The 20,629-nt window shown below is 71.4% G+C and carries 18 protein-coding genes; 11 read left to right on the top strand and 7 right to left on the bottom strand.

Annotated features, from left to right (window positions below; translation table 11 throughout):
* Positions 1 to 102: 102 nt before the first annotated feature.
* The 5 genes from MHY30_RS13815 to MHY30_RS13795 form a co-directional block, all read right to left on the bottom strand.
* Positions 103 to 1,314 (bottom strand): ROK family protein, encoded by a 1,212-nt coding sequence (locus MHY30_RS13815; RefSeq protein WP_239277678.1) that lies wholly within the window; start codon positions 1,312 to 1,314, stop codon positions 103 to 105.
* Positions 1,315 to 1,398: 84 nt separating this feature from the next.
* Complete coding sequence (gene mmsB / locus MHY30_RS13810) at positions 1,399 to 2,619, bottom strand: multiple monosaccharide ABC transporter permease (protein ID WP_239277677.1); 1,221 nt, start codon at positions 2,617 to 2,619, stop codon at positions 1,399 to 1,401.
* A gap of 5 nt (positions 2,620 to 2,624) precedes the next feature.
* Positions 2,625 to 4,154 carry a multiple monosaccharide ABC transporter ATP-binding protein gene (gene mmsA / locus MHY30_RS13805; RefSeq protein ID WP_239277674.1) on the bottom strand — a complete coding sequence of 510 codons (1,530 nt, stop codon included), beginning with the start codon at positions 4,152 to 4,154 and terminating at the stop codon, positions 2,625 to 2,627.
* A 99-nt stretch (positions 4,155 to 4,253) separates the two neighbouring features.
* A complete protein-coding gene (gene chvE / locus MHY30_RS13800) occupies positions 4,254 to 5,372 on the bottom strand; it encodes a multiple monosaccharide ABC transporter substrate-binding protein (RefSeq protein ID WP_239277673.1) in 1,119 nt (372 codons plus the stop codon).
* A gap of 247 nt (positions 5,373 to 5,619) precedes the next feature.
* On the bottom strand, positions 5,620 to 6,216 hold the full coding sequence (locus MHY30_RS13795) for an NTP transferase domain-containing protein (RefSeq protein ID WP_239277669.1): 597 nt from the start codon (positions 6,214 to 6,216) through the stop codon (positions 5,620 to 5,622).
* A 51-nt stretch (positions 6,217 to 6,267) separates the two neighbouring features.
* On the opposite strand from MHY30_RS13795, the gene MHY30_RS13790 reads away from it, so the two are divergent.
* The 4 genes from MHY30_RS13790 to MHY30_RS13775 are packed head-to-tail and all read left to right on the top strand — an operon-like array spanning position 6,268 to position 10,107.
* Entirely contained in the window at positions 6,268 to 7,245 is a 978-nt protein-coding gene (locus MHY30_RS13790; protein WP_239277667.1) for an XdhC family protein, read from the top strand.
* Positions 7,242 to 8,540: an amidohydrolase family protein gene (locus tag MHY30_RS13785; RefSeq protein ID WP_239277665.1), complete on the top strand. Its 1,299-nt coding sequence runs from the start codon at positions 7,242 to 7,244 to the stop codon at positions 8,538 to 8,540. Before MHY30_RS13790 ends, MHY30_RS13785 begins: the two co-directional genes overlap by 4 nt.
* Complete coding sequence (locus MHY30_RS13780) at positions 8,537 to 9,163, top strand: helix-turn-helix domain-containing protein (protein ID WP_239277662.1); 627 nt, start codon at positions 8,537 to 8,539, stop codon at positions 9,161 to 9,163. The genes MHY30_RS13785 and MHY30_RS13780 overlap by 4 nt, the downstream gene beginning before the upstream one ends.
* A complete protein-coding gene (locus MHY30_RS13775; protein WP_239277659.1) occupies positions 9,160 to 10,107 on the top strand; it encodes a PDR/VanB family oxidoreductase in 948 nt (315 codons plus the stop codon). Before MHY30_RS13780 ends, MHY30_RS13775 begins: the two co-directional genes overlap by 4 nt.
* Before the next feature lie 35 nt (positions 10,108 to 10,142).
* On the opposite strand, the gene MHY30_RS13770 is transcribed toward MHY30_RS13775, so the two are convergent.
* On the bottom strand, positions 10,143 to 11,153 hold the full coding sequence (locus tag MHY30_RS13770) for a glycosyltransferase (RefSeq protein ID WP_239277656.1): 1,011 nt from the start codon (positions 11,151 to 11,153) through the stop codon (positions 10,143 to 10,145).
* Positions 11,150 to 12,373, bottom strand: a complete 1,224-nt coding sequence (locus tag MHY30_RS13765; RefSeq protein ID WP_239277654.1) for a glycosyltransferase — start codon at positions 12,371 to 12,373, stop codon at positions 11,150 to 11,152. The genes MHY30_RS13770 and MHY30_RS13765 overlap by 4 nt, the downstream gene beginning before the upstream one ends.
* A gap of 249 nt (positions 12,374 to 12,622) precedes the next feature.
* On the opposite strand from MHY30_RS13765, the gene MHY30_RS13760 reads away from it, so the two are divergent.
* From MHY30_RS13760 to MHY30_RS13730, 7 genes are all read left to right on the top strand, one after another.
* The gene (locus MHY30_RS13760) at positions 12,623 to 13,807 is read left to right on the top strand and encodes a glycosyltransferase (protein ID WP_239277652.1); all 1,185 of its coding nucleotides are present in this window, start codon (positions 12,623 to 12,625) and stop codon (positions 13,805 to 13,807) included.
* A 194-nt stretch (positions 13,808 to 14,001) separates the two neighbouring features.
* The gene (locus MHY30_RS13755) at positions 14,002 to 15,279 is read left to right on the top strand and encodes an amidohydrolase family protein (protein WP_239277640.1); all 1,278 of its coding nucleotides are present in this window, start codon (positions 14,002 to 14,004) and stop codon (positions 15,277 to 15,279) included.
* Between the two features lie 7 nt (positions 15,280 to 15,286).
* The gene (locus tag MHY30_RS13750) at positions 15,287 to 16,066 is read left to right on the top strand and encodes an ABC transporter ATP-binding protein (RefSeq protein WP_239277637.1); all 780 of its coding nucleotides are present in this window, start codon (positions 15,287 to 15,289) and stop codon (positions 16,064 to 16,066) included.
* Positions 16,063 to 16,959 (top strand): ABC transporter permease, encoded by an 897-nt coding sequence (locus MHY30_RS13745; protein ID WP_239277635.1) that lies wholly within the window; start codon positions 16,063 to 16,065, stop codon positions 16,957 to 16,959. The genes MHY30_RS13750 and MHY30_RS13745 overlap by 4 nt, the downstream gene beginning before the upstream one ends.
* Before the next feature lie 146 nt (positions 16,960 to 17,105).
* Positions 17,106 to 18,281 (top strand): ABC transporter substrate-binding protein, encoded by a 1,176-nt coding sequence (locus MHY30_RS13740; protein ID WP_239277633.1) that lies wholly within the window; start codon positions 17,106 to 17,108, stop codon positions 18,279 to 18,281.
* Positions 18,282 to 18,411: 130 nt separating this feature from the next.
* Positions 18,412 to 19,740, top strand: a complete 1,329-nt coding sequence (locus tag MHY30_RS13735; protein WP_239277632.1) for an FAD-binding oxidoreductase — start codon at positions 18,412 to 18,414, stop codon at positions 19,738 to 19,740.
* A complete protein-coding gene (locus MHY30_RS13730; protein WP_239277630.1) occupies positions 19,737 to 20,516 on the top strand; it encodes a creatininase family protein in 780 nt (259 codons plus the stop codon). Before MHY30_RS13735 ends, MHY30_RS13730 begins: the two co-directional genes overlap by 4 nt.
* The last annotated feature ends 113 nt before the right edge of the window (positions 20,517 to 20,629 follow it).

The raw sequence follows: 20,629 nt of genomic DNA, 5'->3' as shown, positions 1-20,629 counted from the left end.
GCTCATCGGCCCCGCCTCGGTTCAGTGTCCACAACACGCGGACGCGACCCCACCGCATCCGCGTGTCCTGGACACTCAAGGCCCCGACCGCGCGGCCCGGGGTCAGCCGCGGAAGCCCGCGGGGTTGGCCAGGAGGTCCGCGAAGGCCAGTTCCGCGGGGCCGATGAGCATCAGACGGGAGCGCAGATGCGCGCGTTCCAGGCGGATCGCCCGGCCCTCGGCGCCGAGCGGGTGAACGCGCACCGCCTCGGCCAACCGCTCACGACTCACCGAGAGCAACGCACCGAGATAGCCCGACAGCACGACGGTCTCGGGGCTGAAGGCGTTGACGAAGTTGGTCAGGGCGAGCGAGAGCACCTCCACCTGACGCGTGACCTCGGACAGCACTCGCGGATCGCGGGCGACTCCGAGCTCGACGTCGAGCTCGTCCTCGTCGAGCTTGCGGCGTCCGAGCAGCGGCTCGAGAAGGTCGAGGCGGACCTCTGCTTCGAGGCATCCCCGGCGCCCGCACACACACGCGCGACCGCGCGGATCGATCACGGTGTGGCCCAGTTCGCCGGCGTAGCCGGAGGTTCCGCGCAGCAGGGTGCCGTCGATGATGAGCCCCCCGCCGATGCTGTGCATCGCGCCGCCGAGGTAGAGCAGGTTGGACACGCCCACGCCGACGCCGAACCGCGACTCGGCGAGCGCCCCGATGCTCGCGTCGTTGCCGGCCGTCACCGCGAGACCGAGCTCGTCGCTCAGGCGCGCCGCCACGGGGTCGCGCTTCCACCCGAGCGTCGGCGACACCAGCACGGAACCGTTCGCGTTGACCAGACCGGGTACGGCAAGGCCCGCCCCGACGACGCGGTAATGGCGGTCGATGTCGGCGCGCATCGCCTCGACCGACGACGCCACGATCTGCACGAAGCGGCGGGGCGACGGTGCGTTGGCTGTGTCGTGTCGCAAACGGGCGTGGACGACGCCGCCGAGCCCCACCAGGGCCACGGTGACGGCGTGCGGCTCGGCACGCACGCTCAGCGCCGAGACGTGGTCCTCGGGCTCGATGTCGAGGGTCGGGCGCCCGACCTTCCCGGTGCGCTCCCCCGCGGCGACCTCGCGCACGAGCCCCAGCTCGGTCAGTTCCATGACCAGACCGGTCACCGTGGATCGGTTCAGACCGATCGCGGCGCCCAGCTGTGCGCGTGAGAGCGCTCCCCGCAGATGCAGGAGCGACAGCACGGACGCGAGGTTCTGCTGCCGGATCAGGTCGTTCGTCGTACGACCGGAGGGCGGTGCGAGCGGCGTCGCTGGCTCGAACACGGCAGGGGTCATGAGGGAGGCACCTCCCCTATTCTCGCATCACCCGCGGGTTCACCACGGAGTGGGGGCGCGGACGGATGCCGCGCCCCCACCCCGTCAGACACCGCCGTTGCGTCGCTTGTTGAAGATGTCGAATGCCACCGCCAGCAGCAGCACGATGCCCTTGATGGCCATCTGCCACGCGGCGTCGACGCTCAGGATGGACAGCCCCATGTTGAGCACGCCCATCACCAGACCACCGACGACCGCCCCCACGACCGTCCCGATGCCGCCCTGAACGGCGGCGCCACCGATGAACACGGCGGCAATGGCATCCAGTTCGTAGTTCTGACCGGCGGATGCCACGGCGCTTCCGGCGCGCGCGGTGCTCACCACCGCGGCCAGCCCCGCGAGCACACCCATGTTGACGAAGATGAAGAAGGTGACCCACTTCGTCTTCACGCCGCTCATCACCGCGGCGAAGAGGTTGCCGCCCATCGCGTAGACGTGGCGACCGAAGGTCGTGCGGTTCAGGACGAACGTGTAGGCCAGAACCAGCACCGCCAGGATGATCAGGACGATCGGGGTGCCGTTGTAGGTGGCGAGGGTGAAGGCGACGGCCAGGATCGCCACGACCGCGACGGCGTTCTTCAGCCAGAACGACCACGCGACCTCGCGGGGCAGTTCGAGGCGGCGCAGGGTCGCGCGGGTGCGCAGCTGCTGAGCGACGAGCGCGACGCACGCGAGAGCGCCGAGCAGAAGGGTCAGGCTGTCCCAGTTGCCCAGGTAGCCGAGCACGGGCGGGAGCCAGCCGGCACCGATCGCGGTGAATCCGTCGGGCAGACCGCTGATCGTTCCACCGGTGAGCAGCACGAGCGTGAGACCGCGGAACAGCAGCATGCCGGCGAGGGTCACGATGAACGCCGGGATGCCGATGAACGCCACCCAGAATCCCTGCCAGGCGCCGATCACCGCGCCCACGACGAGCGAGAGCAGCACCGCGATGTACCAGGGCAGCCCCCACTGGTTCATCGCGATCGCCGCGATGGCTCCGACCATGGCCACGACCGACCCGACCGACAGATCGATGTGTCCGGCGATGATGACCATGACCATGCCGATCGCGAGGATCAGGACGTAGGCGTTCTGCTGGATGAGGTTGTTGACGTTGCCGGGCAGGAGCAGGCGCCCGCCGGTGAGCACCTGGAACAGCACGATGATGATGACCAGAGCGGCGAGGATGCCGAACTGGCGGAAGTTGATGCGGGCCAGCAGGCCGCGGCGGCGGGGTCCGGGTTGCGTCGGAGCCTCGACGGTCTGGGTGGATGCGGTGGCCATTGCTGTCAGTTCCTTCCGGCGGTCATGTGCCGCATGAGCGTCTCTTGCGTGGCGTCGTCACGGCTGACCTCGGCCGTGATGCGCCCCTCGGAGATGGTGTAGATGCGGTCGGAGAGCCCGATGACCTCGGGCAGCTCCGACGAGATGACGATGACGGCCTTCCCCTGGGCCGCGAGTTCGTTGATGATGCCGTAGATCTCGTACTTGGCCCCGACGTCGATGCCGCGGGTGGGCTCGTCGAGGATCAGCACGTCGGGACCGGTGAACATCCACTTGGACAGGACGACCTTCTGCTGGTTCCCTCCGGACAGGCGCCCCGTGATCGCGGCGACGCTGGGCGCCTTGATGTTCATCTTGTAGCGGTAGGAATCGGCGACCTTGTACTCGCGATACCGGTCGACGACCCCGAGGCGCGCGAGACGCGACAGTGCGGAGGCCGACACGTTGACCTGGATGTCGCCGATGAGGTTGAGACCGTAGCGCTTGCGGTCCTCGGTGGCGTAGGCGATGCCGTGCTTGATGGCCGCGTCGACCGTGCGCACGTCGATCTGCTCGCCGTTCTTGTACACCTCGCCGGAGATCCCGGTGCCGTACATGCGGCCGAAGATGCTCATCGCCAGCTCGGTGCGGCCCGCGCCCATGAGGCCCGCGAAGCCCACGATCTCGCCCGCCCGCACCATGAACGACGCGTCGTCGATGACCACGCGCTCCGTGTCGACCGGGTGGTGCACGGTCCAGTGCTCGACGCGGAACAGCTCGTCGCCGATGTCGGGCTCGCGCGGGGGGAACAGGCTGTTGAGATCGCGTCCCACCATGGCGCGGATGATCCGGCTCTCGTCCGTGTCGGGATCGTCGCGCAGCATCGTCTCGATGGTGCGACCGTCGCGGATGATCGTGATGCGGTCGGCGATGCGCAGCACCTCCTTCAGCTTGTGGCTGATGATGATGCAGGTGATCCCCTGGTCGCGCAGCTGGTCGATGAGGTCGAGCAGGTGCGCGGAGTCGTCGTCGTTGAGGGCGGCGGTGGGCTCGTCGAGGATGAGGAGCTTCACTTCCTTGGCCAGCGCCTTGGCGATCTCGACCAGCTGCTGCTTGCCGACGCCGAGTTCGTAGATCTTCGTGGCCGGGTTCTCCCGCAGACCCACGCGCGTGAGCAGCTCGGCGGCGGCGGTGTTGGTGGCGTTCCAGTCGATGACGCCGCGCTTGGCCTTCTCGTTGCCGAGGAAGATGTTCTCGGCGATCGAGAGGTACGGGCTGAGCGCCAGCTCCTGGTGGATGATGACGATGCCGGCGGCCTCGCTGTCGTTGATCGACCGGAAGGCGACGGGCTCGCCCTCGAGGGTGATCGTGCCCTCGAAACTTCCCGCCGGGTAGACCCCGCTCAGCACCTTCATCAGCGTCGACTTGCCCGCACCGTTCTCGCCGCAGATCGCGTGCACCTCTCCGCGGTGCACGTCGATCGAGACGTCGGCAAGGGCCGGAACGCCGTTGAACGACTTGGAGATCCCCGACATGCGCAGGATCGGTTCGGTCATGGTGTCTCCCTCCGTCGCCGTGCGGCGACAGGTCGTGGCGTCGCCCCGAGGCGACGGAGAGCGGCGGGGCGGGCGAACCCGCCCCGCCGCAGAGGTGGATCAGAGCCCGACGTCGGAGGCCTTGAGGAAGCCCGAGTCGATGAGCTTGGTCTGCACGTCGTCCTTGACGACGACCTCAGGCGTGAGCAGGTAGGAGGGCACGACCTTCTTGCCGTTGTCGTAGGTCTCGGTGTCGTTGACCTCGACCTCCTCACCCGCGGTGATCTGCTCGATCATCGTGAAGACGCGGTCACCGAGCGCGCGGGTGTCCTTCCAGACCGTCATGGCCTGCAGACCCTCGAGGATCGCCTTGACGTTGGCCTTGTCGGCATCCTGACCCGTGATGATCGGGTAGTCCGCGCCGGCGGTGTAGCCGGCGGACTTGAGGGATGCCTCGATGCCGATCGCGAGGCTGTCGTTGGGCGACAGGACCACGTTGACCTTCTTGCCGTCGCCGTAGAACGACGAGAGGCGGTTGTCCATCTCGGCCTGCGCCTTGTCGGACGCCCAGCCCTGGATGCCGATGCTGGCCCACGCGTCGTCGTTGGCGGGCGCCTTGCCGCTGGGGACGACGAGCTGGCCCTTCTCGACGTACGGCTGGAGCACGTCCCAGGCGCCGGCGAAGAAGAACTTGGCGTTGTTGTCGTCGGGGCTGCCGGCGAAGGGCTCGAGGTTGAACGGCCCGGCGCCGCTCGCGAGGTCGAGCTGCTCCTCGATGAACTGGCCCTGCAGGGTGCCGACCTTGTAGTTGTCGAAGGTGGCGTAGTAGTCGACGTTCTCGCTGCCGTTGATGAGACGGTCGTAAGCGATCACGGTGGCGTTCTGCGACTTCGCCTCCTCGAGCACGGGGCCGAGCGTCGAACCGTCGATCGCGGCGATCACGAGGATCTTCGCGCCGCCCGAGATCTGATTCTGGATCTGGCTGATCTGCTGGTCGGTCTTGTTGTCGGCGTACTGCAGGTCGACGGTGCAACCGGCGTCCTGGAGCTTCTTCTGGAGCTGCTCGCCGTCGTTGATCCAGCGCTCGAGGCTGCGGGTGGGCATCGCGATGCCCACGTTGCACTCGCTGGTGCCGCCGGCGGCGTCTCCGCCCCCGTCCGCGGGCCGCGTCGAGCTACAGGCTCCGAGGCCGACGGCCAGCGCCGCGATGGCCGCACCGGTCAGGATTTTCTTCAGCATTGTGATCTGCGTTCCTCTCTGAACTGCAGGGACCCCCGTGGCCGCATCCGCCGCCCCCCGGCGTCGGATCGGGTACGTCCTCGTCCCGGCTTCCTGGTTCCGTCGCAATTATGACGGCTCCGTGAACATATCCCCGGCCCGCGGGATTTGTCCAGATGCGAGGCCGTGGTCGAATGCAACGAACGAGTAACGGAACGACGGCACGGCGGGGGATGCCGGACCGGTCGGTGTCGCGCGAATCGCCCCGCTACGGCACGTCGCGGTCGGCACCGGACCACAGATCACCGCACTCGACGGCCTCGGCGCGGTGCGCGCGGAGGTAGGGGCCTGCCCCGACATCGCCGCGGACTGCGCCGGTCAGCGCATCCCAATGCTCCCGCCCGAGGAGCGCCGGATGCCCCGGGGCTCCCGCGTACGTCGCGTACGCCAGGGCGACGCTGCGTGCGCGGTCGACGAGTCGCGCCACAGCTGCGGCGGGCAGCTCGGGGGTGTCGACCGGCACCACCACGACGGCGGGAGCGGCAGTGGATGCCACGGCCGCAAGGCCCGCGCGCAACGACGCCGACACCCCGTCGGACCAGGATGCGGCGAGCGTGACTCTCGCCCCCGCGGGGACGAGGGGAGCCGCCTCGTCGGCCGCGGCTCCCAGCACGACGACGACGGGATCACAGCCGCCATCGCGCAGGGCCCGCACGGCCCGATGGATCCATGGCACGCCGTCCCGGTCGCGCGCGAGAGCCTTGGGGCCCCCGAAGCGGCGGCCCGCCCCGGCCGCCAGCACGAGCCCGGCCGGCCGAGCGTCCGCCCGCCCGTCGACGGGGGCGGAGACGGGCTCGGCGGGCATGGTCACGACAGCGTAGCGTGCGCGAAACACGGCGCGGATACGGTCGCGAGCATGCTCGAACTGGCCGCCGACCTGCTGCCCTTGGTGGACGCGGGCGTGCCCGTCGCCGCGGTCACGGTCACCCGGGTCGTGCGCAGCGCGCCGCGCGGGGTGGGCGCGACTCTCGCCGTGACCTCCGACGCGCGCGTCGTCGGGTCGCTCTCCGGCGGGTGCGTCGAAGGCGACGCGGTCATGCTGGGGCTGGACGCTCTGCGGTCGGGCGAGGTGCGCCGCGGGAGCTTCGGCTTCACCGGACCGGACGACGCGGTCGTCGCGGCGGGACTGGCCTGCGGCGGGGCCATCGAGGTGGTCGCGTATCCCATCGACGGCACCGACCCGCGGGTACGCGAGGCGCTGTGTGCGGCGGCGGCCGGCCGCGAGAGCTCGATCGACCTCGCCCTGGACGACGGCCCGGTGCTGGCACTGCGTCGACCCGCCCGGCCGCGTCTGATCGTCCTGGGCGCCGGTGAGCACGCCGCCGCCCTGTGTCGCGTGGGGGCGGCCGCGGGCTTCGCGGTCACGGTGTGCGACGCGTGGGCCCTCCTGGTCACCGCCGCGCGATTCCCGGAGGCATCCGAACTCGTCGTCGCCCCGCCGCACGAGTACCTGGCGTCGCTCGAGGCCCCCGACGATCGCACGGCCGTGTGCGTGCTCACGCATGACGAGCGCCTCGACGTTCCGGCTCTGCGCGCCGCGCTGCGTCTTCCGGTCGGCTTCGTGGGTGCGATGGGGTCGCGGGCGACGGTCGCCCATCGCGCCGCTCTGCTGACGCAGGCGGGCGTGACCGAGGCCGAGCTGGCCCGGCTGCACTCCCCCCTCGGACTCGACCTGGGGGCACGGACCCCCGAGGAGACCGCGCTGTCCGTCATCGCCGAGATCGTCGCGGCGCGTACCGGCGCCGACGCGCGGCCGCTGCGCACGAGCGAGGGACCCCTGCACGCGGCGAGCGCGACAGCCTGCTCCCTCCCCGTGCCGGAGGCCGTTCGATGACGGCTCTCGTCGTCCGCGGCGCCCACGCCGTCGTCGAGGCCGAGGGGCGTGTCCGCAGCGGTGACGTCGTGTGCGTGGATGGCGTCGTCATCGACGCTCCCGCCCCCGCCGGCGCGACGGTGCTCGACGCGCACGGGTGTGTCGTGACGCCCGGTCTCGTCAACGCCCACCACCACTTGCTGCAGACGGCGTTCCGGACGCTTCCGGGCACCCGCGGCATCCCGATGCGCGAGTGGCTCCCGGCGATGGCGACCGCGTACGCGGCGGCGGGAGTGGACCCCGAACTCACCGGGATCGCCGCGCGAGCGGGGCTCGCCGAGGCCCTGCTGAGCGGCGTCACCGCGGTCGCCGACCACCACCTCACCTGGCCGGACGATGCCGACACGGTGGGCATGGCGCAGGCCGCCGCCGACGCGGCCGCCGATCTCGGCGTGCGACTGGCGTTCGTGCGCGGTGCTGCGCGGGACGATCCGGAGCACGCCGCGCTGTCGGCCGAAGCCATCGCCGCCGCGCTCGTGGACGGCTGCCCGGACGGGGTCACCGCCGACGGCATGCTGCAGGTGGCCGTGGGGCCGGCCGGGGTGCACAGCGACTCGCGCGAGACGTTCGCCCTGCTGGCCGAGGTCGCTGCTCGGCGCGGGCTGCGCCGGCGCACGCAGGCCAACGAGGTGGTCGATGTCGAGGTCGCGCAGCAGCGCTACGGCCGCCGTCCGCTCGACCTGCTGGAGGAGTGGGGCTGGCTCGCCCCGGATGTGACCCTCGCGCACCTGTGCGGGGTCACCGACGGCGAGATCGCGCGTCTGGCGTCGGCGGGCGTGACCGCGACACACGCGCCCGGATGCGATGTGCCCATGGGCTGGGGCGTGGCCCCGGTCGCGAAGCTGCGGGATGCCGGCATCCCGGTGGGGCTCGGAACGAGCGGCGGGGGCAGCAACGACGCCGGCCACCTGCTCGCGGATGCGCGCCTCGCGATGCAGGTGTCGGCCCTCGTCGGGCCGCAGCTCGCGGCATCCGCGGTCCTGGCGATGGCCACTGCGGGGTCGGCGGACGGTCTCGGGCGCCCCGAGCTCGGCAGGCTCACGCCGGGGTCTGCCGCCGACCTGTGCCTCTGGGACGTCTCGGGCGTCGCCGACGCCGGAGTGGACGATCGCGTCGCGGGCCTGCTGTGGGCGTCACCGGGGCGCCGTCCGCGGACCGTCGTCGTGGCCGGTCGCGTCGTGGTCGAGGACGGATGCCTCCGGTCCGCCGACGAGGCGGAGATCACCGCCCGATTGTTCGAGAGGGTGGGACGATGACCACTATGGCGCCCGCACTTCCCGCCGACGATCCCGCGACCGGTGACGAGCGCCTCGGCGCCCACCTCCGCGGTCTGCGCAAGGCCCGCGGGCTCACGCTGACCCAGCTGGCCGAAGCGGCAGCCCTGTCGCATCCGTTCCTGAGTCAGCTCGAACGGGGGCTCGCGCGCCCCAGCATGGCGAGCCTCGAGCGGCTCGCGCGCGCGCTGGGCACGAGCCGGGTCGAGCTCATCGCCGCCTCCGAACCCCCGCGCCCGGACGAGAGCACTCACCCGACCATCGTGCGCGCGGACGAGGGGCTCGTCGGCCCCTACGCCGAGGGCAGCGCACGTCTGCTCGCGGAGGGTCCGCGACGCTTCGAGCCGTTGGAGTTCACCGGCGCGAACGCCGAGCCCGGAGACCACTACGTCCACGAGGAGGACGAGTTCCTCACCGTGCTGGAGGGATCGATCGTCGTCTCCCTCGGCCCGTTCGGCGAGACCACGCTCGAGGTGGGCGACTCGGTGTACTGCCGCTCGGGCACACCGCACCGCTGGCATTCGCCCGGCGGTGCGCCGTACCGGCTGCTGATCGTGAAGGAACGGGTGCACGGCACCCCCGACCCCGGCGAAGGAGAGACATGAGCGGGGGCCTGACGTTCGAGGTGAGCGTGCGCGCGCGTCGCGAGGCTGCGGACGGCATCGTCGTCCTCGATCTCGAACGCGCCGGCGGAGCACTCCCGCACTGGTCACCGGGGGCGCACATCGATGTCGTGCTCCCCGGCGGCGTCGAACGCCAGTACTCGCTGTGTGGCTCACCCAGCGATCGCGCGACGTGGCGGATCGGCGTCCTCCGCGAGCGCGAGGGATCCGTGTGGCTGCACGAGAACGCCCACCCCGGGGCCGCGCTGCGCGTGCGGGGCCCCGCGAACCACTTCCTGTTCGCGCCGACCGCCGGGCGCTCGTACGTCTTCGTCGCGGGCGGCATCGGGATCACGCCGATCGTGCCGATGATCGAGGCCGCCGAGGCGGCGGGCTCGGCCTGGACCCTGCTGTACGCGGGCCGCTCGCGCCGCACCATGGCGTTCGCCGACGAACTCGCCGACCGCTACGGGGGCCGCGTCGAGGTGTTCGCGGCCGACGAGGGGCGTCGCCTCGACCTGGAGGCGCGCCTGGGCACTCCGGTGGCGCGGGGGGTCGTCTACGCGTGCGGGCCCGCCCGGCTGCTGGAGGCTCTGGATGCCGCGATGTCGGGCTGGCCGCGCGGGAGCCTGCACGTCGAGCGGTTCGAGGCGAAGGTGCTCGGACCGCCGGTGTGGACGGAGCCGTTCGAGGTCGACCTCATGATGTCGGGCCTGACGGTGACCGTGCCGCCGGAGAAGTCCGTCCTCGACGTCGTCGAGGAGTACGGCGCCGTTGTGCCGTCCAGCTGCCGCGTCGGCACGTGCGGAACGTGCGAGGTTCCGGTGATCGATGGGGAGGTGGAGCACCGCGACTCGGTCCTCTCGCCGGAGGAGCAGGAGGCGAACCGCACCATGATGCTGTGCGTGTCGCGCGCCGCGTGCCCGCGGATCACGCTGGAGCTGTGACCCGGCGGCTCGCCCGATCCATCACCTGATCCCGGCTAGAAATTCACCCGCCTGCCCAGGCGGTGGGACAGGGCGTCACGGACGGCGCGGTGGATCACGCGCATCGGACGCCACCGCCGCGTCGCGACCGCACACGCCAGGCAGAGGGCGAGGAACAGGGCCGCGTTCACCGCGCGCGGGACACTCCACCGTCGCCCGGTCGCCAGCTCGCGATGCACGCGATTGCGGAGGAAGTAGTACAACAACGCCGGATTGGTCGACAGGAACATCGCCCGCACCTGGAATCCCGGCGGCATCCACCGTTCGCCCCGGGGATCGACGACGACCGCGTCACGGACGTGGACGAGCCGACCGCCCCGCGCGGGGATGCGCGCGGTGTACTCGAGGTCGTCGCCGTAGAGCACGAAGTCGGCGCGCGGCTGACCGATCCGCCGCAGCACCTCGGCCCGCGCGAGAAGTCCCCCGTACGGGGCGTACGACAGATCGTCGCCCGCGGCGACGGCGTGAGGACGCCGCAGACCGATCCGTTCCAGGAAGCGGCGGGCGAACAGGCCCGCCTCGACGCCCGCGAACGAGATCGACTCCCGGGGGCTCTCCCTCACCCGCTCCTCCGCTGCGACGTCGGCGATCGTCGCGGCGTCGGCGCCCGGGACGCGCAGTGGCGCGACCGCGGTGAGATCATGGCCGGCGTCGCGCAGCGCGCGATCGGTCGAGAGCAGGCGCTCCAGGGCACCCGGCTCGGGCAGGTTGTCGTCGTCGAGCAGCCACACGTAGTCCGCTCCCGTGGCCGATGCCCGGGCGATCGCGGCGCCGAAGGCCGGCGCGGATCCCTCGTTGCGCGGCATCCTGTGCACGACGACGCGTCCGGCGCTCTCGGCGGCGACGCGGTCGAGCGCCGCGGAGGACGGGGGCGCGGAACCGTTGTCGACGATCAGCACCGTGTCGACGCCGGCGTCGATCATCCGCTCGACCACCGCGAGACAGGACTCGTGCCGCGAGCCGTAGGTGACCGTCGCTCCGGCGACGGTGGGGCGGGGATCGATCACGGGAGCGGCCTTTCGTAGACGTCGGCGAGCGCGCGCAGGAACGCCTCGCGCGAGAACTCGTCGGCCGCGGCATCCCTCGTCCGTGCGGCCTGATCTCGTGCGGCGGCGGGATCGTCCAGCACACCGACGAGTGCGGTGGCCAGATCTTCCGCGTCGTCCTCGACGGCGAACGCGCGGATGCGGCCGCCCACGATGCCCTCGACGCCGATCGCGGTCGACACCACCGGGATGCCGCGGAGCATGGCCTCGACGGTCTTGAACTTCACGCCGGCTCCGGCGCGCAGCGGCACCAGCACGACGTCGGCGGCTTCGTACACCGGGTCGAGCGAGTCCACGCGACCGGTGACGACGAAAGCGTCCGGCGCCTCCGCGGCGAGCCATCGCATGGCATCCGTCGGGTGCGCGCCGGCGAAGACGAACCGAGCGCGAGGACACGCCGCGAGTACGCGGGGCGCGATGTCGGTCATCGTCCACACGGCAGCGTCGGCGTTGACCGACCGGTCGAACGCCCCCACGAACAGCACGGTGGGCGCAGGATCGCCGGAGCGAGGACGGGGGGAGACACCGTCGGCGAGAGGCGGACGGACGACGACCGCGCGGACCGGTGCCACAGCGACCCGGCGCACGAGCGCGGCATCCTTCGCGCTGAAGGAGACGACGACATCGGCACGGCGATAGATGCGTCGCTCGTCGCGGCGGACACTCGCGTACCGCCACCGGGCGAGGAGGACGCGCGGATGCCAGCCTGTTCCGGCGGCGGCGAGGAAGCGCGCGTAGTTCTGGAGCACCACGTCGTGGGCGATGACGACGTGACGCGCCGACGCGCGACGGCGATGCACGCCGAACCACCCGGACTCGGTCCACTGGTACTCGACCGCGTCCGCGGCGGCCACGGCCGCGCGCGCTGCGGCGCTGCGGCGCAGCGCCCGGCGGCGGCGGGAGACCGGACGCACGGGGAAGAGGCGCTGCTCCTGGCGCTCGATCGTGGCGCGCAGCCGGCGGAGCGGTCCACGGCCGAGGCCATCGACGGGGACGAGCACGACGTCGGCGACCCCGGCGAGCGCGTCGGACGCGGTGCGGTTCTCGGGGTCGGCGAACGAGACGACCGTAACATCGTGCCCCCGATCCCGCAGCGCGCGCAGGTGCCGCAGAAGGTACTGGCCGCCCGCGTGCGGGATCCCCTCGTATGGCACGACCGGCGACAGGCTGACGATCCGCATGCACCCTCCACTCGTGCCGCGCGGTCGGCACACGATTCCCAGCCTGACCGCCGCGGGGCGCGGGCGTCCCGGCCTCCCGGGCTCCCCCGCCTGGGTGAAGTCCGGCCCCGACAGTCGCGATGCGGCGAGTGAACGACAGACCAGGCGGACGGAACCCTGGCACGCGGGAGAGACGCGTGCTCGGGGCGCGGTTTACCGTGTGTCGCGGCGGCGGTCTCGGTCCGCTCGAAAGGAGAAGGACGAACCGCCGTGAGAATCACCCACCTCCACAGCACGCTCCTCACCCCGTGGGGCGGCGCCGAGGCCTACCTCTTCGCCCTCGCGGCGGCGCAACGCGCGCGCGGCCACGACGTCGAGATCGTCACCGCCATCGCCGACGACGACAGTGCGGCACGCGTGTCCGCGGCGGGGATCTCCCTCTCCATCCGACCCACGTGGCGCCCGTACGCGCCGGACCGGCGCGGGTCGTCCGCGTTCGCCCGCATGACGTTCCACACGCTGGACCTCGTGCACAGCGTGCTGCTTCCCCGCGCGTATCGGGACGTGCAGCGCGATCGCGACGTCGTCCACGTGCACCGATTCCAGGGGGTCGGGGCCAGCGTGCTGCGCGCCCGCGACGCCCCCGTCGTGCACACGACGCACGACTACTGTCTCGTCGACACCTCCTCCACGACGCAGCGCGCCGGCGGGCTCCCGCCGCGGCTCGGGTTCGCGCAGCGCGTCCGGGCGTGGATGGTGTCCCTGTCGGCACGGCGCTCCACCGTGATCGTGTTTCCGAGCGAACGGACGCGTCGGCGCCACGAGACGCTCGGCTTCCGGCACGGGGGTGCGGCGGTTCTCGTCGTCCCGCACGGGTGGCCCGCGCCCACGGTCCCCGCGGAGGCTGCGGAACCACCGCAACGACCCCGGCTGGTGTTCCTCGGCAAGCTGCAGCGCGCGAAAGGCATCGAGTTGCTGTTGCGAGCGTGGCGGTTGGCGGGCCTCGACGCCGACCTCGTGGTCGCCGGGGACGGCCCCGAACGCGCGGCCGTCGAGGCGGCCGCCTCCGACGGCGTCCACTACGTCGGGTGGGTGGATGCCGAAGACAAGGGTGCCCTCATCCGCTCCGCGACGGCCCTCGTCTTCCCCTCGCTCTGGCCCGAGACGTTCGGTCTCGTCGTCGCCGAGAGCCTTCTGCTCGGACGCCCCGTGGTCGCAACGCCCGCGGCCGCGGGAGATCTCGTGGTCCACGGCGCGAACGGTCTGGTGGCAGCGGATGCCACTCCGGCGGCGTTCGCGGAGGCCCTCCGCCGCCTCGTCACCGATGCCGACCTCCGCCGAACGGTCACGTCGGGGGCGGCGGACAGCGCCGCAGCGCTCGACTTCGATCGTCACGTCGAACGGATCGACACGGTCTACCGCGAGGCGCGCGACGCCTCGTTGCCGCACGTCTGACCCTGGGCGCCCCCTCCGGCCGGGGGCGGTCGCGCAGGTTTGTCACGAGGGTCACGAGCGGGAAATACGTCGGAAACGACCGGTTCCTAGCATCGGAACAACCTCAGATGTTGGTCACACCAACACTGGGACGCCGCTCCCGACGGCGCGCCTCGATGATGCGGCATCCCTTCTCACACCTCTCGGAGGTCCCCGTGTCCGCCGCTCCACCCGTGTCGATCACCGCCATCCGCAACGCGCGGCTGGCCTCGGGCGCGCTCGTCGACATCGCGATCGACGGCGAGACGGTGGTCGCCGTGGTGCCGGCCGGGAGCCCGCTCCCCGACACCGGCGGCGAAAGCCTCGACCTGGACGGCTACGTCGTCACGGCCGCGGGCGCCGAACCCCACGCCCACCTCGACAAGTCGCAGTCGTGGGATGCCATCCAGCCCCCGTTCGGCGACCTCGAGCGCGCCATCGAGAGCTGGCACGCCTTCGCGATGACGCTCGACGAGGACGACACTCTCGACCGCGCGCGTTCCACGGCCCTGCGGATGCTGGCATCCGGAATCACCGCCGTCCGCACGCACGTCGACCTCCTCCGCGGCGCCGACGCCCTCACCGGAGTCCGAGCGCTGGTGCGGCTGAGGGAAGAGCTCGCGGGCCTCATGGACATCGAGCTCGTGGCGCTCGGCGGCCCCACGGTGCCGGACGCGGTCTTCGACGCGGCGCTGGACGCGGGCATCGACCTCGTCGGCGGCGCCCCCCATCTCGCGGACGATCCGATCGCCGACCTCGAGCGCCTCGTCGCGCTCGCGCAACGCCGCGATGTCGGCATCGACCTGCACACCGACGAGAGCCTCGCGGGAGCCGACACGCTCGCGGCCTACGCGCGGGCCGTGACCGGCTGGCACCGTCCCCGCACGGCGGGGCACTGCGTGCGCCTGAGCATGATGCCGACCGAAGACCTCGTCGCCCTCGCCGCCGACGTGCGCGACGCCGACATCGGCATCATCGCCCTCCCCATCACCAACCTTTACCTGCAGGGGTGGGATGCCGACCACGCGGTGCCCCGTGGAATCGCGCCGATCGGCCGCCTCAAGGCCGCCGGGGTGCGCGTCGCCGCCGGCGCCGACAATGTGCGCGACCCGTTCAACCCCGTCGGCCGCTGCGACCATCTCGAGACCGCGTCACTGCTGGTGGCGGCGGGACACCTCGCTCCGCACGAGGCCGTGGATGCCGTGACCACCGGCGCGCGGGACGTCATGGGCCTCCCGCTCGCCGGGCCCGTCCCCGGCGCCCGTGCCGACCTCGTCGCCGTCCGCGCGGACTCGCTCGGCGAGGCCGTCGCGTTCGCCTCGGCCGACCGCGTCGTCCTGCACCGCGGCCGACTCGTCTCCCGCACCACCGTCTCGACCCGCATCGCCGCCCCCGCCCCGCCCGCCGACGCACCCGCACCGGCGATCCCGACCCTCGTCCCGACCGGAAAGTGAGCGTTCCGTGACCCTCGCCTCCCCCTCCCCGGCAGCCACGCTCGCGGACCCCGCCGCGCCGCTGCTGGACTTCCGGAACGTCGCCATGACGTTCCCCAACGGCACCACCGCTCTTTCGGGCGTCGACCTCGTCGTGCAGCGCGGCGAGTTCGTCAGCGTCGTCGGCCCCTCCGGCTGCGGCAAATCGACGCTGCTGCGCATCGCCTCGGGCCTCGAGTCCGCGAGCGAAGGCACCGCGACCGTCAACACCGACCGCATCGGCTACGTCTTCCAGGACGCGACGCTCCTGCCCTGGCGCGACGTGCGGTCCAACGTCGAGCTGCTCGCCGAACTCAACTGGCAACCCAAGCGGGTGCGCACACCGAAGGCGCAATGGGCCATCGACCTCGTCGGCCTGAACGGCTTCGAGAAGCACCTGCCGAAGCAGATGTCGGGCGGCATGAAGATGCGCGCCTCGCTCGCCCGCTCCCTCACGCTCGACCCCGAGCTGTTCCTCTTCGACGAGCCGTTCGGCGCGCTCGACGAGATCACCCGCGAACGACTGAACGACGAGCTGCTGAAGATCTTCGTCGAGCAGAAGTTCGGCGGTCTCTTCATCACCCACTCGGTCTCCGAAGCGGTCTACCTCTCCACCAAAGTCGTCGTCATGTCGGGCCGCCCCGGCCACCTCGTCGACACGTTCGAGGTCCCCTTCGACATGCCGCGCGACCCCGAGATCCGCTACACGGGCGAGTTCGCCCGACTCGTCGGCGAGGTCTCCCACGCCCTCCGGGAAGGACACTCATGAGCACCACCTCTGCAGAGCCGGTCGTCTCCGAGACGTCCGAGCCACTGGCATCCACCCCCACCCCGCCGATCGCCGCACCGCCGAGGGCGTCACGACGTCCGCGGGGACCGATCGCCCGCGCCCTCCTCCTGGCCGGCCCACCGCTCGGTGTCCTCGTCGTGCTCCTCGGGGTCTGGTACGTCATCTCGGGCGTGCTGAACGCCACCGGCAAGGGGTTCCTCCTGCCGATGCCGCACGAGATGTTCACGAAGGGCTTCTTCGACCCCCAGGTGAGCGTCGACATCTGGACCGCCCTGTTCCGCACCACCGGTGTCGCCCTGACCGGACTCGCGATCGCCATGGTGATCGGCATCGGGTGGGCCATCGCGATGTCACTGGCCCGGTGGGTCGAGCGCAGCACGTACGCCTACGCGGTGATCCTGCAGTGCATCCCGATCCTCGCCCTCGTGCCCCTGGTGGGCTTCTGGTTCGGATACGAATTCCTGGCCCGCGTCATCGTCTGCGTGTTGATCGCCCTCTTCCCGATGGTCTCCAACACCCTCTTCGGCCTGCAGTCGGTCGACAAGTCGCAGCGCGAACTGTTCCGCCTGCAGAAAGCCAACAAGTGGACGGTGCTCACCAAGCTGACCCTGCCCGCGGCGCTCCCCTCGATCTTCGTCGGCATGCGCACCTCGGCCGGGCTCTCGGTGATCGGCGCGATCGTCGGCGACTACTTCTTCCGCCGCGGCGAGCCGGGCATCGGCTCGCTCATCTCCAACTACCAGTCCCGACTCCAGAGCGCCGAGTTGTTCGCCTCGATCCTCGCGGCGTGCCTCCTCGGCGTGGCCATCTTCGCCTTCTTCGGCTGGCTGTCGAAGGTCGCCGTCGGCCGCTGGTACGAAGCCACGAACTGACCGCCGCGGGCCGCGGCCCGCACCCACCGCACAGACCCCGGATGCCACGGCACCGCGCCCTCCAGCGCGCCCGCGGCCGTGGCATCCGCCCCTCCCGCACCACCTCCGTACCCGAGTGCTCCACCCGTCACAGAAAGCGAAACAGCATGAAGAGCAGCACCCTCGTCCGCGGAACCGCCGTCACCGGCGCGTTCGCGATCGCCCTCACGCTCACCTCGTGCGCCGGCAGCGCCGCGGAGACCGCCCCGAGCGCCGACCTGACCGTCGGCTCGGTCGACCTGTCGGCCGACTGCCCCGCGACCGTCGTCGTCCAGACCGACTGGAACCCCGAGGCCGAGCACGGCCACCTCTACGAGATGATCAAGGACGACTTCACCGTCGACGCCAACACCAAGGCGGTCACCGGGCCGCTCATGTCGGACGGCGAGTACACCGGTGTGAACCTCGAGATCCGTGCCGGTGGCCCGGCGATCGGCTTCCAGACCGTCTCGGCGCAGATGTACCAGGACGACGCCATCACCCTCGGCTACGTCAGCACCGACGAGGCCATTCAGCTCTCGAGCACCACCCCCACCAAGGCCGTCATGGCGCCCCTGGACATCAGCCCGACCATGGTCATGTGGGACCCCGAGACGTACCCCGACGTCACGACCATCGAGGACGTCAAGCCCGCCCTCGAGTCGAACGGCGGCGTGTGGCGGTACTTCGACGGCTCGGCGTACATCGAGTACCTCAAGAGCGCCGGTCTCGCGAGCCCCGAAGTGCTCGACGGCTCGTACGACGGCACCCCGTCGAACTTCGTCGCCGCCGGCGGCAAGGACATGCAGCAGGGCTTCGCCTCGGCTGAGCCGTACGTCTACCAGAACGAGGTCTCGGCCTGGGGCAAGCCCGTCGAGTTCGCCCTCATCCACGACTCGGGGTGGCAGACCTACCAGTCATCGATGTCGGTTAAGGCCGACCAGTTCGAAGAGCTGTCGCCCTGCCTCACCAAGCTCGTCCCGGTGCTGCAGAAGGCGGGCGTGGCGTACTACGACGACCCGACCGCGGCGAACGACCTCATCCTCCAGCTCGTCGAGGAGTACGACACCGGCTGGACCTACACGCAGGGCGTGGCGGACTACTCGGTGAAGACGCAGGTCGACCTCGGCCTCGTCGGCGACGGCCCCGACTCCACCTACGGCAACTTCGACGACGCCCGCTTCGCGGACTTCTTCGACAAGGCCAGCAAGGTCTACACCGACCTCGGCACCCCGCCCGCGTCGGGCTACACCCCGGCCGACCTGTACACCAACGAGTTCATCGACACCTCGATCTCGTTCTGACCCGGACCGGCCCGGCCCGCCTCGCGCGGGCCGGGCCGTCGCCCGCCGCTGCTTCGGTTCGCCGAGACCGCAGCCCCCGCGCAGCCCCGACCCCTGGCATCCACCCCATCCGCGTCACCCGGAGACACCCATGAGCGATACCGCCACCCGCGTCCTCTCCCTCGAGGACGACCTGCTCGACCTGCTCGGCCCCGCCGCCGTCAGCACCGAACCGCGCGTGCGCGAGCGCGCCAGTGTCGACGGGTCGCCGATGTCGCCGATCATCGCCGCCAAGCTCCCCCTCGGACTCGCCGACCTGGTGGTGTTCCCCGCGGATGCCGAGCAGATCGCGATCGCCGTCGCCGCCGCCGCGCGGCACGGCGTGCCCGTCACCGTGCGCGGCAAGGGCACCGGCAACTACGGCCAGGGCATCCCGATGCACGGGGGACTGGTCATCGACACCACGCGCGCCAAGGCGATCGTCGAGGTCGGCGACGGCTTCATCACCGCCGAGGCCGGCACGCCCATGGTGCTGCTCGAGCAGGCCGCGTGGGCGGCGGGACAGGCCCTGTGGATGTACCCCTCCACGGCGCAGTCCACCCTCGGCGGCTTCCTCTCCGGCGGCTCGGGCGGCACCGGCTCCATCGAGCACGGCTCCAACGACCGCGGCTTCGTCGCGGCGCTCGACGTCGTGCACGCCGACGGCAGCGCCGACATCGTCCACGTCGAGGGCGACGAGGCCCAGAAGTACGTGCACAACTACGGCACCGCCGGCGTCATCGTGCGCGCCACGGTACGCCTCGAACCGCTCCGCGAGTGGCGGGGCCTGTGGGCGAGCTTCCCCGACTTCGCGGGCACGCTGTCCGTGCTGCAGACCATCGGCAACCTCGAGCCCGCTCCGCGCCTGGTCTCCGGCGACGGCCCCGAGATCGCGGCATCCCTCCCCTCCGACGACGCCATCCCGGCCGGCCGGTCGAGCCTGCGGGCGATCATCGACGCATCGCTCATCGACGAGGTCACCGCCATCGTCGAGGGCGCGGGCGGCCGCGTCGAGGCGGTGCGCGAGGGGCCGCAGGCGAGCATCCGCCTGTCGATGCTCAGCTACAACCACCCGATCGAGTGGTACCAGAAGAGCCAGCCGCATGAGGTGTTCCACCTCGAGGTCGCCGGCACACCGCTCGCCGAGAACGTCGACGCCGTCGAGGCCGTGTTCCCCGGCGGGAAGCTCCACATCGAGTCCACCAAACAGCACCCGATCGGCATGCTCGCCGCGCCCTACGTCAGCGAGGAAGACGTCTACCGCGGTATCGCCGACCTCAACGCCCTCGGCGTCGGGGTACACAACCCGCACCAGTGGAACGTCGACTTCAACGTCGAGCAGACCGCCGCGACCGCCCGCATCACCGACCCGCACGGCCTGCTGAACCCCGGCAAGCTCGACCCGACCTACGCGGGCCCCCGCAAGGGCGCGATCCGATGACCCGGCTGCTCGCCGAGCTCAGCGGTCCGGCGGCTGCCGAGGCCCTGACCGAGAAGTCCATCGTCGTGCTGCCCACCGGTGCGATCGAGCACCACGGCCCGCACCTGCCCCTGGCGACGGATGCCATCGTCGCCGAGGCCTCCGCCACGGCGGCCGTCGCGCGCGCCGCCGCGATGGGTCTCGACGTGTGGCAGCTGCCGACCCTGTCGATCACGAAGTCGGACGAGCACTCGTGGGCGCCCGGGACGCTGTGGCTCACGCCCGAGACGATGATGCAGACCGTCGTCGACATCGGCCGCTCGCTCCTGACCACACGAGCGCGCACCCTGGTGTTCCTCAACGGCCACGGCGGGAACGTCGCGCTGCTGAACGTCGCCAACCGCGAGCTGCGCCGCCGCTTCGGCCTACGGACCTTCTTCATGCCCGCCGCGCGCGTACCGTCGTTCGACGGCACCGACGGCGGCCCCGACGAGCACGGCACCGGCATCCACGCGGGTCACGGCGAGACGAGCATGATCATGCACCTGCGCCCCGAGCTCGTCGACGCGTCGCAGTTCGCCGCCACCGTGCCCGCACACATCGGCGACTTCCGGCACATCGGCTTCAACGGCAAGCCCGTGACCTTCGGGTGGCTCTCCAACGACTTCGGCCCCACCGGGGTGCTCGGCGACCCGACCGGCGCCAACGCGGCCCACGGCGCGGAGCTGTTCGAGCAGAGCGTGTCGTTCGTCGTCGAGGCGCTCGAGGAGATCAGCCGATTCGACTACACGGCGTGAGCGGGGTGCACGCCGGGCGGGCACAACTCCTGCTGGAAGTCGGGTGTCGGTCGCCGCGGGCCGTGGGCGCGCCGATCCGCAGGAGTTCTGCCCGGCCGGCCCCCCTCCGCCCC

Source organism: Microbacterium sp. ACRRU, assembly GCF_022346945.1.
In the GTDB taxonomy this organism is placed as follows: Bacteria; Actinomycetota; Actinomycetes; order Actinomycetales; family Microbacteriaceae; genus Microbacterium; species Microbacterium mcarthurae.
This window is presented reverse-complemented; position numbering and strand designations above follow the sequence as displayed.

Coding starts and splice junctions, on each gene's coding strand:
- MHY30_RS13790 (WP_239277667.1), top strand. CDS start 6,268: ATGCTCGAACTGGCCGCCGACCTGCTGCCCTTGGTGGACGCGGGCGTG.
- MHY30_RS13785 (WP_239277665.1), top strand. CDS start 7,242: ATGACGGCTCTCGTCGTCCGCGGCGCCCACGCCGTCGTCGAGGCCGAG.
- MHY30_RS13730 (WP_239277630.1), top strand. CDS start 19,737: ATGACCCGGCTGCTCGCCGAGCTCAGCGGTCCGGCGGCTGCCGAGGCC.
- MHY30_RS13765 (WP_239277654.1), bottom strand. CDS start 12,373: ATGCGGATCGTCAGCCTGTCGCCGGTCGTGCCATACGAGGGGATCCCG.
- MHY30_RS13740 (WP_239277633.1), top strand. CDS start 17,106: ATGAAGAGCAGCACCCTCGTCCGCGGAACCGCCGTCACCGGCGCGTTC.
- MHY30_RS13795 (WP_239277669.1), bottom strand. CDS start 6,216: ATGCCCGCCGAGCCCGTCTCCGCCCCCGTCGACGGGCGGGCGGACGCT.
- mmsB (WP_239277677.1), bottom strand. CDS start 2,619: ATGGCCACCGCATCCACCCAGACCGTCGAGGCTCCGACGCAACCCGGA.
- MHY30_RS13815 (WP_239277678.1), bottom strand. CDS start 1,314: ATGACCCCTGCCGTGTTCGAGCCAGCGACGCCGCTCGCACCGCCCTCC.
- MHY30_RS13780 (WP_239277662.1), top strand. CDS start 8,537: ATGACCACTATGGCGCCCGCACTTCCCGCCGACGATCCCGCGACCGGT.
- mmsA (WP_239277674.1), bottom strand. CDS start 4,154: ATGACCGAACCGATCCTGCGCATGTCGGGGATCTCCAAGTCGTTCAAC.
- MHY30_RS13735 (WP_239277632.1), top strand. CDS start 18,412: ATGAGCGATACCGCCACCCGCGTCCTCTCCCTCGAGGACGACCTGCTC.
- MHY30_RS13775 (WP_239277659.1), top strand. CDS start 9,160: ATGAGCGGGGGCCTGACGTTCGAGGTGAGCGTGCGCGCGCGTCGCGAG.
- chvE (WP_239277673.1), bottom strand. CDS start 5,372: ATGCTGAAGAAAATCCTGACCGGTGCGGCCATCGCGGCGCTGGCCGTC.
- MHY30_RS13745 (WP_239277635.1), top strand. CDS start 16,063: ATGAGCACCACCTCTGCAGAGCCGGTCGTCTCCGAGACGTCCGAGCCA.